Genomic DNA, 12,256 nt, shown 5'->3' on the forward strand with positions numbered 1-12,256 from the left:
TTTGCAATGCAAAACATTAGGAAAACTTATACTTGACTCCAATGGCCCGTTCAGCCTCCTCCACGCCCCGGTTTGCGTACAAGGGTGACCGCCTCAAACCGTTGCGCGCGTTCTGCCAGACCGCCCGGCTGGGCTCGGTCTCACGGGCAGCTGAGGCGCTGTACCTGAGCCAACCGGCGGTGACCCTGCAACTGCAGGCACTTGAACGCGACATGAGCGTCAAGCTGCTCGAGCGCAGCGGCAGGCGGCTGGTGATGACCCCCGAAGGCGAGGCGCTGTACGAGCTGGCGCGGCCGCTGGTTGAGGGGCTGGACGGGATCGAGGGCGCGTTCCGCGAGCGCATGCGCGGGATGGATGCGGGCGAGCTGCACGTCGCCGCCGGAACGTCGACCATCCTCTACCTGCTGCCGGCGATCGTGCAGCAGTTCAAGCAGGCCCATCCGGACGTGCGGCTGTCGCTGCACAACGTCACCGGCGCCGGCGGCCTGGACCTGCTGCGCTCGGACGAGGTGGACCTGGCGGTAGGCTCGATGCTCGACGTGCCGGCCGACCTCGACTACGCACCGGTGTACAGCTTCGAGCCGATGCTGATCATGCCGCCCGACCACCCGCTGGCGGACAAACCCGAACTCGAGCTGGCCGACCTGTCGCCCTATGGCCTGATCCTGCCGCCGCAGCGGCTGACCACCTACCGCATGGTCGACCTGGTGTTCCAGCGCGCGCGGGTGCCCTACACGGTGGCGCTGGAGGTCGGCGGCTGGGAGGTGATCAAGCAGTACGTGGCGATGGGTCTGGGCATCAGCATCGTCACCGCGATCTGCCTGACCGAGACCGACCACGGACGGCTGGCGACACGCTCGCTGGCCGAATATTTCCCCGACCGCAGCTACGGCGTGGTGGTACGCAAGGGCAAGTACCTGAGCCCGCAGGCGCGCGCCTTCACCGAGCTGATCAAGCCCGACCTGTTCACTCGCGGCGGTTACGACGATACCGGCCCATCAGAGCGCTGACGGTCCGCAAATGAAAGGTTCTTCTAAAAGGCTCTTCGCCCGATCGAGGGGAAAGCGCCGGGTCTGTTGGATGACCGCGGCGCCGGGGGCGAAGGCCCTTGGATGCGAATGCCCCCCGGCACCGGCCAGGGCCGGCGCCTCCTCCTTGATTTCGCACCCAAGGGCCTTCGCCCCCGGCGTTCCGACATGACCGGTGGTTCCAGAAGCGCACTCCCAGGGAGGGTCTGCTTGGCGTTCCAGCGTGGCCGCGCGATCCCGACGCGATCTGCCGGCCTTGACGGCGAAATCAAGGAGGAGGCCGCCGCCACAGGCGGCGGCCGGGGACATTCGCCGTCAAGGCCGACAGGTCGCGTCGGGACAGCCAGACAGCGGCGAGAACCGGCGATCGAACGCAAGCGGCGGCGCCCACGCCTTCGCTGAAGGCGAGCCCCCCTCACTTGGGAGAAGCACCAAAGAAAACGCCCCGGACCTTGCGGACCGGGGCGTCGAAGAGGCTTGCTTGCAGTCGACGGTTACCAGACCACCTCGGCCATCGAGCAGTTCAGACCGGAGCCGATGCCGAGCAGGGCGATGCGGGTGCCCTTCTTCAGGCGCCCACCCTCGCGCAGCTTGCTGAGCACGATCGGCACCGAGGCCGGGCCGATGTTCCCATGCTCGCCGAAGATCGTAAGCACTTTCTTCGGATCGATGCGGAACGCCTTGAGGAAGGCCTTGGTGTGAGCCTTGCTGACCTGGTGGATGACGAACTCGTCGAGCTCCTCGACCACCCAGCCGAGCGCGGCGCGGGCGGCACCGAAGGTGTTCTGGGCCAGCTTGAGGCCTTCGATCATCAGCATGCGGCCGTCGGCGATCATGCGGTCGTGGACCAGGTCGCCGCGGCACAGCTGGTTCCACTCGGTCGCCGAGCGGGTCACGCTGCCGCGGTAGCGCGGCGCGCCCGGAGCCAGCTCGGTGCGGGCCAGGACCATCGCGGCGGCACCGCTGCCGAGGGTCAGCGTGGCCATCTCGTCCTTGAACTGCTCCTCGGTGACGTCGTCGCGGCTCAGTCGCTCGAGGGTCTTCTCGTAGGCCAGATCGGCGGTTTCGCCGTTGACGACCAGGGCATAGTCGATCTCGCCACGCTCGATCATGCGGCTGGCGATGTCCATGCCGTTGAGGAACGCCAGGCAGGCGTTGGCGACGTCGAAGTTCTGGCAGGTGTCGGGCAGGCGCAGGTTGCCGGAGACGATCGACGCGGTCGACGGCTCCAGGTAGTCGCGGCTGACCGAAGTGTTGACCAGCAGGCCGATGCGGTCGGCGTCGATGCCGGCGTCGGCCAGCGCCTTGACCCCGGCCAGGGTGGCGGCGTCGGAAGCCTTGACCTCGCCGTCCCACAGCCGGCGCTCGCGCACGCCGGCGACTTCCTCAAGGACGTTGTACTTGATGCCGAGACGATCGAGGGTCGGCTTGAGCCGGGCATGGATCTCGTCCGAGGTCAGCCGGCGCGGAGCATCGATATGGGCCAGGCCGGCGATCGCGACGTGTTGGAACAGCATGGCGGCAGCTACCGGAAAGCGGAAAAAGCGTGCAAGCATACCGCGTTGACGGCATTCCCGCCATCCGCCTCCGTAGGGTGCCTGTTCAGCGGTTGCCGCAACGGTATCCGGCGAAGCGCTGCCCGCCGTCGACCGGCTCACCCAGCGGCTGGATGGTATCGGCACCCAGGTCCGGCCCCTCGTTGCGGGCCAGGGTTTCCAGCTCCTCGCGCACGCGCAGTTCGTTGCGCTCGTAGAAGGCGACGCTGTGCTTGACCGAAACGCTGATCTCGCCAAGCTTCTGGCAGCCGGCAGGCGCCGGTCCGGCACTGATCACCCGCACCGCACTGGCGCCCGGGGCCATGTGGACCCAGGTACAGGCCGGGAGGGCAACGGCGAGGAAGGCCGCGACGACTGCAGGGGCAAAAGGACGCAGGGACATGTCGGGAAGGCTCCGGTGTATGCGAGGTATTGTCATCCGGACGGGTGAATCAGGGAAGAATGCGGGTCGTGGCCCATCGCGTACCACTCCAGCGGCGGCGATCATGCACCCGCCTGTCGACGCGGCCCGGACGTCCCCTCCCGCAGCGGCGGAAGGGGACGCACGATGTCACTCGACCGGCTTGCCGTCGGCGTCGAGCACCTGCATCCGGCCAAGATCCAGTTCGCGCAGCGGAGCCTCGATCTGGCCAAGGTCGCCGACCACCACCCAGACCAGCCGTGACGGATCGATGGCCGTGGCCGCCTCGGCGATCTGCGCCGGGGTCAGCGACTGGATCTCGTCGTTGCGGCGGATCACATGGTCGTCCGGCCGGTTGTAACGGACCAGCCCGCCGATGGTGCCCATCACCGCACGGGCGGTTTCGTAGGCACCGGGCAGGCGGCGGCTCTCGTTGGCCTGGATCTTGGCGACTTCCTCGGCGGTCGGCGGGGTCTTGCCGCTGACGTATTCGCTGATCTCGCGCTGGATCTCGGCCACCGATTCGCCGGTCTTGTCGATCTGGACCGGGGCGATGGCCAGCCACGGGCGCTGGCCGAGCGCATTGGTCAGCACGGTATAGGCGCCATAGGACCAGTGTTTGTCCTCGCGCAGGTTCATGTTCAGACGCGCGGTGAAGGAACCGCCGATCACGTCATTGGCCACTTCCAGCGGCACCTCGCCGGGGCTGCCGGTCGGCGCCATCAGCTGGCCGGCGAAGATGTTGGCCTGCACCGCGCCCGGCTGGTCGACCAGATAGACCCGGGGCGCATCCGGCCGCGCCACGTCCGGTACCGTCAGCGGAGCCGGGGCCTTGCCCTCGCCCTTCCACTTGCCCAGGTGCCGGTTCAGCGCCGGCACGATCTCCTTCAGCGTGGTGTCGCCGACCACGATCAGGGTCGCGTTCTCCGGCCGCACCCAGGCCCGGTGGTAGGCGACCAGATCGTCGCGGGTCAACGCCGCGATCGATTCCTCGGTGCCCGAGCCGCTGAACGGCATCGCGTACGGATGATCGGCGCCGTACAGCAGCGGCGGCAGCACCCGCAGCGCGGCCGAGTTCGGGCGCGCCTTCTCCTGCTTGATGCCGGCGATCCACTGCGCCTTGACCCGGTCGATCTCGGCCTGCTCGAAGCGTGGCTCACGCAACATGGTCGCGAACAGCTCCAGCGACGGGTCGATGTTCTCCTTCAGTGCCGACAGCCAGGCATTGCCGCCATCGAGCGAGGCGCCGGAACCGAGGTTGGCGCCAAGCGCCTCGGCACGTTCGCGGAACTCCAGCGCACCGTACCGGCCGGCCCCCTCGTCGATCATGTTCATCGCGAAACTCGAGGTGCCGAGAGTGACGCCATGGTCGGCCTTGTAGCCGCCTTCGAATTCGTAACTGAACTGCACCACCGGGATATCGTGGCGCTGGGCCAGGATCACCCGGGTGCCGTTCTTCAGCGTCGCCCGCTGCAACTCGGGGAACTTCAGGGTCGGGAATTCGTCAGGCATCGGCACGCCGGTGCTGCGGTCGACCGTGCTTTCGGTGGTGCTGTATTTCGGATCGGCGGCCAGCAACCGGAATGGCGCCGGGGTTTCGGCCGGTTCCTCGACCAGCGGGGTGCGCTCGCCCGGCTCGACAATCAGGGTGTGCGAGCCGACATCCAGCCACGTGCGACCGACCGCCTGCACATCGGCCGCGGTGGTCGCCTCGACATTCGCCAGGCTCTCGCGGAAGCAGCCCGGGTCACCGGTATAGACCGCGCACGCGGCCAGCGCGTCGGCCTTGCCGCCGAAACCGCCAATCCGTTCGATGCCGCGGATGAATCCGGCGCGATGGACGGTCCTGGCCTGTTCCAGTTCACCGGGAGTCGGGCCTTCGGCCAGCAGGCGGTCGAGCTCCTCGTCGATGATGGCCTCGACCTTCGCCGGATCGACGCCTTCCTTGACGTTGGCGACGACCAGGAAGTTCGAGCTCAACTGCGAGCCGTAGGCGGCGGCGCTGACGCTGTCGACCAGCTTGTCGACATGCACCAGGCGGCGGTCCAGGCGCGAGGACGCGCTGCCGCCGAGAACCTGCGCCAGCACCTTGAGCTGGTCGAGGTCGCGGGTGTTGGTCTGCGATACGTTCCAGACCCGGTAGATGCGCGCCTGCGGCACCCGGTCGGCCATCACCTCGCGGGTGTCGGCCGGGCGCCGGGCCACATCGACCGCCGGCTGGGCCATGGTCGGCCCGGCCGGAATGTGGCCGAAGTACCTGGCCGCCTTCTCTTTCGCGGTGGCGACGTCGATGTCGCCGGCCAGTACCAGCACCGCGTTGTTGGGGCCGTACCAGGCACGGAACCACTGCCTGACGTCGTCCAGCGTGGCCGCGTTGAGGTCGGCCATCGAACCGATCACGCTGTGGTGGTAGGGGTGGCCCTTCGGATACATCGCCCGGCCGATCTTTTCCCAGACCTGGCCGTACGGCTGGTTCTCGCCCTGGCGCTTCTCGTTCTGGACCACCCCGCGCTGCTCGTCGAGGGTCTTCTGGTCGACCGCGCCGAGGAAGTGGCCCATGCGGTCGGACTCCATCCACAGCGCCAGGTCGAGCGCGGTGGTCGGCACGTTCTGGAAGTAGTTGGTGCGGTCGGAATTGGTGGTGCCGTTCATGTCGGTGGCGCCCACCAGCTCGAACGGTTCGAAATACTCGCCCGGGTAATTCTCCGAGCCGTTGAACATCAGGTGTTCGAACAGGTGGGCGAAGCCGCTGCGGCCGGCCGGCTCGTTCTTGCTGCCGACGTGGTACCAGATGTTGACCGCGACGATCGGTGCCTTGCGGTCGGTGTGCACGATCACCCGCAGGCCGTTGGGTAGGGTGAAGCTCTCGTACGGGATGTCGACGCCGACGCGGACCTGCTCTCCGGCGGCAGGCTGTTGTGCATGCACGGACAGCGGCGCGGTATAGGCCAGGCTGCCCATCGCAGCCGCCAGCGCGACCGCGAGCAGGCCACGGTTGAGCAGCGCACGCCCGCCGCGCAGGCCGGTCGTGTTGAGGTTGGACATTCCCGCATGGCGCGGCCCACGATCAGCAAGCATCTGACGCTCCTTTTCCCTGGTGATGGCCCTCCGTCCCCCTGACGGGCCGGGCCGACATGAACGCCCATCCTAGCCCGCGGACCGATACCGGACACTAGGCCACAAGTCCCGGGCCGCATTTGTGGTTTCATGTCGGTGATTGCCCACGCACGCCGTCATCCCGCCCCGTGAGGTGCGCCATGTCCCACCCCCGCCGCAGCCTGGTCACCGGCGCGAACCGTGGCCTCGGACTGGAATTCGCCCAGCAGCTGCTCGAGCGCGGCGACCATGTCGTCGCCACCTGCCGCCAACCCGGCCGGGCATCGGCGTTGAACGGGCTGGTCGGCGAGTACCCGGGCCGCCTGCACATGCTGCCGCTCAACATCGCCGACCCCCGATCCATCGCCGAGCTGGCGCGCGAACTGCCGCTGGTCTGCGACGGTCTGGACCTGCTGGTCAACAACGCCGGCGTGCTGCACTCGGGCGAGCGCTTCGGCAGCGTGCCGCCGGCCAATCTCGACGACAGCTTCCGCACCAACGCCAGCGGCCCGCTGCTGTTGACCCAGGCGCTGGCCCCCGTGCTGGCGGAGGGCGCGCGGGTGGTGAACCTGTCCTCGTCGTGGGGCTCGGTGAGCGAGCTGGAGGCGTTTCGCACGCCCAGCTATGCGATCTCCAAGGCCGCCCAGAACATGGTCACCGCCCTGCTGGCCAAAGCGCTGGGCGAGCGCGGGATCGTGGTGCTGGCGATGAACCCGGGCTGGGTGCAGACCGACATGGGCGGCGCCCACGCCGAACTGACCCCATCCGAATCGGTCGCCGGCATGCTGAAGGTGATCGAGACCGCCGGAGCCGACGACAGCGGGCGCTTTCTCGACTGGCGTGGCCGGCCGGCGCCTTGGTGAACGCACGCCTGAGTTCGGTGCAGCCCGGGGTGCAAGCGGGTGTCTTCAGGCAAGATGGCGCCCCATGTTCGACGTCATTTTGTTCCAGCCCGAAATCCCGCCCAACACCGGCAACGCGATCAGGCTCTGCGCCAACACCGGCGCCCGCCTGCACCTGATCGCCCCGCTCGGTTTCGACATGGACGACCGCCAGCTGCGCCGGGCCGGACTGGACTACCACGAGTACGCCACCGTGCAGATCCACGACGGCCTCGACGCCGCGCTGGCCGTGATCGCGCAGGCCAACGGCACCCCGCCACGGCTGTTCGCCCTCAGCACCCGTGGCCGCACCCGCTTCGACGCCCCGCGCTACCGGGCCGGTGACGCCTTCCTGTTCGGCCCCGAGACCCGCGGCCTGCCCGACGCCGTGCTCGACGCACTGCCGCCGGAACAGCGCCTGCGCCTGCCCATGCGCCCCGGCAACCGCAGCCTGAACCTCTCCAACTCCGTCGCGGTGGTGGTGTTCGAGGCCTGGCGGCAGCAGGGCTTCGACGGCGGCGCCTGAGCCGTCGTCACCGCCTGCCGGCGGACATCGGCACAAACCGGGCTCCCGGCGAGCACGGACCCGTGACCATGAACGGGAGCAATAGTTCATGAACCGGCAGGTTCATTATTAAGTTTTCGTTCCGGAGCGCTGCGGATACTGGCTCACACCGGATGCGACGGCTCCCAAGAAAGCCGCCCTCCGGCCCGATACCAAAGACAATAAAAGGCTGAGTCCCATGAAGCGTTCCAACGCCATTTCCAAGCTTGCCGCTCTGTCCCTGATCGCTGCCATCCCGTTCGCCGCGTCCGCGGCCGAGGGCGTGTCCTACAACTATGTTGAGGCCGGCTACGCCGCCATCAACGGCGACCGTGATGCCGACGGCTGGGCCATCGGCGGCTCCGCCGCGATCGCGCCGAACTTCCACATCTTCGGCAGCTACAGCAACCAGGAAATCGACAACACCAGCATCGATTTCGACCAGTGGCGCCTGGGCGTGGGCTACAACCACGAAATCAACCGCAATGTCGACCTGCTGACCCGTGTCGCCTACGAGAAGTTCGACGCCGGCAGCGGCTTGGATTCCGACGGCTGGAGCGTCGAGGCCGGCGTTCGCGGCGCGTTCACCCCGAACTTCGAGGGCTACGCGCTGGCCGGCTACGAGGACTACGACGATCTCGCTGGCCAGAAGATCGACGGCGAGTTCTACGGCCGCCTGGGCGCACTGGTGAAATTCAACCAGACCTGGGGCATCAGCGGCGACGTCAAGTTCGTCGACGGTGACACCCAGTGGTTCGTGGGCCCGCGCGCCAGCTTCTGAGCACCACCCCATCGCGCTGAATCTCTCTCTCCCCCGAAACATCGCGATGCAGCCCGGCCCTTGTGGCCGGGCTTTTTTTGGTTCTTCGCCTGATCGCGGGGAAAGCGCGGGGCCTGTTGGATGACCGGGCGCCGGGGTCGAAGGCCCTTGGATGCGAATGTCCCCCGGCACCGGCCAGGGCTGGCGCCTCCTCCTTGATTTCGCACCCAAGGGCCTTCGACCCCGGCTTTCGGACATGGCCGGTAGTTCCAGAAGCAGAATCCCGAGGAGGACCGGCTTCGCGTTTCGGCGTGGCCGCGCGATCCGACGTGGCCTGCCGGCCTTGACGGCGAAATCAAGGAGGAGGCCGCCGCCACTGGCGGCGGCCGGGGGACATTCGCCGTCAAGGCCGGCAGGTCGCGTCGGGACAGCCAGGTAGCGGCGAGAAGTAGCGGCGAGAACCGGCGATCGAACGCAATCGGCAGCGTCCATGCCTTCGTTGAAGGCGAACTCCCCCTCACTTGGGAGAAGAACCATAAAAAAGCCCCGCAGGCAGGGGGGGCCGGCGGGGCTGGTGGAACGGGGCCTGGGGAGGGGCACACCGTTCCGGGGGATCGCTCCAGGGGAGGGGAGAGATCAGCGACAGGCGTTGCACCTGTCGCGACATATATGACCACTTCCCGCATTGATGGTTCGTGAAGATCGGGGTTAATAAAACGTTGGATTCAGGGTCGATTCACCGATTCAACTCCCGCCAATCTGACGCCAAATCCGGCACATCAGTGCGCTTCTTCCCAGTTGTCGCCGATCCCGCTATCCACGATCAGCGGCACCCTCAGTTCCGCGGCACGCGCCATGCGGCCGGAAACCTCCCCGATCAACGTTTGTACGAAATCCTCCTCCACCTCGAACACCAGTTCGTCGTGGACCTGCAGCACCATCAGCGCGCGATCGGCATGGGCCTGCAGCCAGCCGTCGATATCGACCATCGCGCGCTTGATGATGTCGGCCGCGGTGCCCTGCATCGGTGCGTTGATCGCCGCGCGTTCGGCACCGGCACGCAGGCCGGCGTTGCGGGCGGCGATGTGCTCCAGGTACAGGCGGCGGCCGAACACGGTCTCCACGTAGCCCTGGTCGCGCGCCTGCTGGCGGGTACGCTCCATGAAATCGCGCACGCCCGGATAACGGCTGAAGTACAGCGCGATGTAGTCCTGCGCCTCGCCGCGAGCCACGCCTAGCTGCCTGGCCAGGCCGAACGCGCCCATGCCGTACATCAGGCCGAAGTTGATCGCCTTGGCCGCGCGGCGCTCGTTGCCGCTCACTTCGTCGATCGGTTTGCCAAACACCTCGGCTGCGGTCGCGCGGTGGATGTCGGCGCCCGACTCGAAGGCCTTGACCAGGCTCTCGTCTCCGGACAGGTGGGCCATGATCCGCAGTTCGATCTGCGAATAGTCGCAGGCGACGATCTTCCTGCCTTCCGGCGCGACGAAGGCGGTGCGGATGCGGCGGCCGTCGTCGGTACGGATCGGGATGTTCTGCAGGTTCGGTTCGCTGGACGCGAGCCGGCCGGTCGCCGCGCCGGCCTGGTGATAACTGGTGTGGACGCGGCCGGTATCGGGGTTGACCATTTCCGGCAGCTTGTCGGTATAGGTGCTGCGCAGCTTGGCCAGGCCGCGGTACTCGAGGATCACCCGCGGCAGCTCGTGCTGGTCGGCGATCGCTTCCAGCGCCTCCTCGTTGGTGCTCGGCTGACCCTTGGGTGTCTTCACCAATGCCGGCAGCTTGAGTTCGTCGAACAACAGCGCGCCGAGCTGCTTGGGCGAGTCGAGGTTGAAGGTGCGCCCGGCCAGTTCGGTCGCCTTCTGCTGGGCTGCAAGCATGCGCTTGCCGAGGTCGGCCGACTGCCGGCGCAGCTCATTGGCGTCGACCTTCACGCCGTTGGCCTCGATGCGTTCGAGCACCTTGACCAGCGGCATCTCGATCTCGCGGTAGACCTTCTCCAGCGTCGGCTCGGCGGCCAGCTTCGGTTGCAGCACGCGATGCAGGCGCAGGGTGACGTCGGCGTCCTCGGCGGCGTAGCGGGTGGCATCGTCGAGCGCGACCTGCGAGAACAGGATCGCCTTGGCGCCCTTGCCGGCGACATCGCTGTACTTGACCGTCTCGTAGCCGAGGTAGCGCCTGGCCAGCGAATCCATGTCGTGGCGGGTGGCGGTGGCGTTGTAGACGAAGCTCTCGAGCATGGTGTCGTCGGCATAGCCTTGCACGTCGATGCCGTGGCGGCGCAGCACGTGCAGGTCGTACTTGCCATGCTGGCCGAGCTTGCGCTTGCCGGCATCGGTCATCACAGGGCGCAGCGCGGCGAGGACGTCGGCGCGGTCGAGTTGCTGCGGTGCGCCGGGATAGTCGTGGGCGAGCGGGAGGTAGCAGGCGCGGCCGGGTTCGACCGCGAAGCTGAGGCCGACCAGGTTGGCGCGCATCGGGTCGAGCGAATCGGTCTCGCAGTCGAAGGCGAACTCATCGGCCGCCTGCAGGCGTTCGAGCCAGGCATCGAGTTGCGCCCGGGCGGTCACGCATTCGTATTCGCCCACGGCCGACAGGGCAGGATCGGCATCGTCAGCGGTGGCCGCGGCTTTCGCATAGCCGGCGGCGGTGTTGCGCATGCCGGCAGCCTCGGCACGGGCCTGCGCCTCGTTGGCGGCGGCACCGCCACCCAGTTCCTTGAGCGCCTGCCTGAAACCGTAGCGGGTATACAGCGCGCGCAGTGCGTCGGTATCGGCCGCGCGCAGGACGAGATCGGAGGGTGCCGATTCCAGTTTTACATCGGTCCTGATCGTCACCAGGGTGCGATTGAGCGGCAGGCGCTCCAGCGCCTGGCGCAGGTTGTCGCCGATCTTGCCCTTGATCTCGCCCGCATGTTCGATCACGCCGTCGAGCGAGCCGTATTCGCCGAGCCACTTGGCAGCAGTCTTGGGCCCGCATTTGGTCACCCCCGGCACGTTGTCGACCGTATCGCCCATCAGCGCGAGGTAGTCGACGATCTGGTCCGGACGCACGCCGAACTTGTCGATCACGGCCTGCTCGGAATCCAGGCGGCTGCCGGTCATGGTGTTGATCAGGGCGATGCCGGCACCGCTTCCGTCCGGCCGCACCAGCTGGGCGAAGTCCTTGTCGCTGGTGGAAATGGTGACATCGACACCATCGCCCGCAGCCTGCACCGCGAGGGTGCCGATCACGTCGTCGGCCTCCACCCCCGGCACGCGCAGGATCGGGATGCCGAGCGCTCCGACGATCTTCATCATCGGCTCGACCTGCGCGCGCAACTCGTCCGGCATCGGCGGGCGGTTGGCCTTGTAGTCGGGGTAGAGGTCGTCGCGGAAGGTCGGTCCGGGCGCGTCGACGACGAAGGCCACGTAGCCGGGGTTCTCCTTCAGCGTCGCGCGCAGCATGTTGACCACGCCGAACAGGGCCCCGGTCGGCTCGCCGTCGTCGTTGCTCAGCGGCGGCAGGGCATGGAAGGCTCGGTAGAGATAGCTCGATCCGTCGATCAGGACGAGGCGGGGGGCGGTGTCGGTCATGGCGGGAATTCTACGCTCCAGCGGACCGTCGCCTGCCAACGGCATCACTTCGCACGAAACGTGGCAGGCGTATGCTGATGGCATCGGGAATGCCTCCCGCAGAACTCCAGGAGCCCAGCCATGCGCGCCGCCCTCATCGCCCTGCTCGTCCTGTCGTTGGCCGCCTGCGCCAGTACCGCCCCCGTCAGCGACGACCCGACCGCGGGCCTGGCCAATCCCGAGGTGATCCGCCACGAGGAGCCCAGCGGCGACGTGATCGAGGAATACCGCGTCAACGGCCGCCTGCACGTGGTCAAGGTCATCCCTGCGCGCGGCCCGGTCTACTACCTGCATCCCGGCGACCGCAGACCCGACGACGGCACGCCGGTTTCGCCGGTGCTATGGAAGCTGTTCGGCTGGGATTGAGCGATCCCATG

General features: G+C 67.6%; 9 protein-coding genes. 5 read left to right on the forward strand and 4 right to left on the reverse strand.

The window, feature by feature from the left end; all coding sequences use genetic code 11:
* Positions 1-41: 41 nt before the first annotated feature.
* Entirely contained in the window at positions 42-1,010 is a 969-nt protein-coding gene (locus tag FKV23_RS15695) for a LysR family transcriptional regulator (protein ID WP_141624704.1), read from the forward strand.
* A 512-nt stretch (positions 1,011-1,522) separates the two neighbouring features.
* Here the strand turns inward: FKV23_RS15695 and FKV23_RS15700 are convergent.
* The 3 genes from FKV23_RS15700 to FKV23_RS15710 form a co-directional block, all read right to left on the reverse strand.
* Positions 1,523-2,545 (reverse strand): 3-oxoacyl-ACP synthase III, encoded by a 1,023-nt coding sequence (locus tag FKV23_RS15700; protein ID WP_141624705.1) that lies wholly within the window; start codon positions 2,543-2,545, stop codon positions 1,523-1,525.
* 85 nt (positions 2,546-2,630) lie between these two features.
* Positions 2,631-2,966, reverse strand: coding sequence for a DUF4156 domain-containing protein (locus tag FKV23_RS15705; protein ID WP_141624706.1), 336 nt, complete (start codon positions 2,964-2,966; stop codon positions 2,631-2,633).
* Positions 2,967-3,134: 168 nt separating this feature from the next.
* Positions 3,135-6,029 carry a M16 family metallopeptidase gene (locus FKV23_RS15710; RefSeq protein ID WP_141625245.1) on the reverse strand — a complete coding sequence of 965 codons (2,895 nt, stop codon included), beginning with the start codon at positions 6,027-6,029 and terminating at the stop codon, positions 3,135-3,137.
* A gap of 212 nt (positions 6,030-6,241) precedes the next feature.
* Between FKV23_RS15710 and FKV23_RS15715 the strand changes: the two genes are divergently transcribed.
* From FKV23_RS15715 to FKV23_RS15725, 3 genes are all read left to right on the forward strand, one after another.
* A complete protein-coding gene (locus FKV23_RS15715) occupies positions 6,242-6,943 on the forward strand; it encodes an SDR family oxidoreductase (protein ID WP_141624707.1) in 702 nt (233 codons plus the stop codon).
* A 64-nt stretch (positions 6,944-7,007) separates the two neighbouring features.
* On the forward strand, positions 7,008-7,487 hold the full coding sequence (locus FKV23_RS15720; protein ID WP_141624708.1) for a tRNA (cytidine(34)-2'-O)-methyltransferase: 480 nt from the start codon (positions 7,008-7,010) through the stop codon (positions 7,485-7,487).
* Between the two features lie 217 nt (positions 7,488-7,704).
* Positions 7,705-8,286 carry an OmpO family porin gene (locus FKV23_RS15725; protein ID WP_141624709.1) on the forward strand — a complete coding sequence of 194 codons (582 nt, stop codon included), beginning with the start codon at positions 7,705-7,707 and terminating at the stop codon, positions 8,284-8,286.
* 758 nt (positions 8,287-9,044) lie between these two features.
* On the opposite strand, the gene polA is transcribed toward FKV23_RS15725, so the two are convergent.
* Positions 9,045-11,840 carry a DNA polymerase I gene (polA, locus tag FKV23_RS15730; RefSeq protein WP_141624710.1) on the reverse strand — a complete coding sequence of 932 codons (2,796 nt, stop codon included), beginning with the start codon at positions 11,838-11,840 and terminating at the stop codon, positions 9,045-9,047.
* 120 nt (positions 11,841-11,960) lie between these two features.
* On the opposite strand from polA, the gene FKV23_RS15735 reads away from it, so the two are divergent.
* The gene (locus FKV23_RS15735; RefSeq protein ID WP_141624711.1) at positions 11,961-12,245 is read left to right on the forward strand and encodes a DUF2782 domain-containing protein; all 285 of its coding nucleotides are present in this window, start codon (positions 11,961-11,963) and stop codon (positions 12,243-12,245) included.
* The last annotated feature ends 11 nt before the right edge of the window (positions 12,246-12,256 follow it).

It is taken from the genome of Lysobacter alkalisoli, from assembly GCF_006547045.1.
Taxonomy (GTDB): domain Bacteria; phylum Pseudomonadota; class Gammaproteobacteria; order Xanthomonadales; family Xanthomonadaceae; genus Marilutibacter; species Marilutibacter alkalisoli.

Coding starts and splice junctions, on each gene's coding strand:
- FKV23_RS15695 (WP_141624704.1), top strand. CDS start 42: ATGGCCCGTTCAGCCTCCTCCACGCCCCGGTTTGCGTACAAGGGTGAC.
- FKV23_RS15700 (WP_141624705.1), bottom strand. CDS start 2,545: ATGCTGTTCCAACACGTCGCGATCGCCGGCCTGGCCCATATCGATGCT.
- FKV23_RS15705 (WP_141624706.1), bottom strand. CDS start 2,966: ATGTCCCTGCGTCCTTTTGCCCCTGCAGTCGTCGCGGCCTTCCTCGCC.
- FKV23_RS15710 (WP_141625245.1), bottom strand. CDS start 6,029: ATGTCCAACCTCAACACGACCGGCCTGCGCGGCGGGCGTGCGCTGCTC.
- FKV23_RS15715 (WP_141624707.1), top strand. CDS start 6,242: ATGTCCCACCCCCGCCGCAGCCTGGTCACCGGCGCGAACCGTGGCCTC.
- FKV23_RS15720 (WP_141624708.1), top strand. CDS start 7,008: ATGTTCGACGTCATTTTGTTCCAGCCCGAAATCCCGCCCAACACCGGC.
- FKV23_RS15725 (WP_141624709.1), top strand. CDS start 7,705: ATGAAGCGTTCCAACGCCATTTCCAAGCTTGCCGCTCTGTCCCTGATC.
- polA (WP_141624710.1), bottom strand. CDS start 11,840: ATGACCGACACCGCCCCCCGCCTCGTCCTGATCGACGGATCGAGCTAT.
- FKV23_RS15735 (WP_141624711.1), top strand. CDS start 11,961: ATGCGCGCCGCCCTCATCGCCCTGCTCGTCCTGTCGTTGGCCGCCTGC.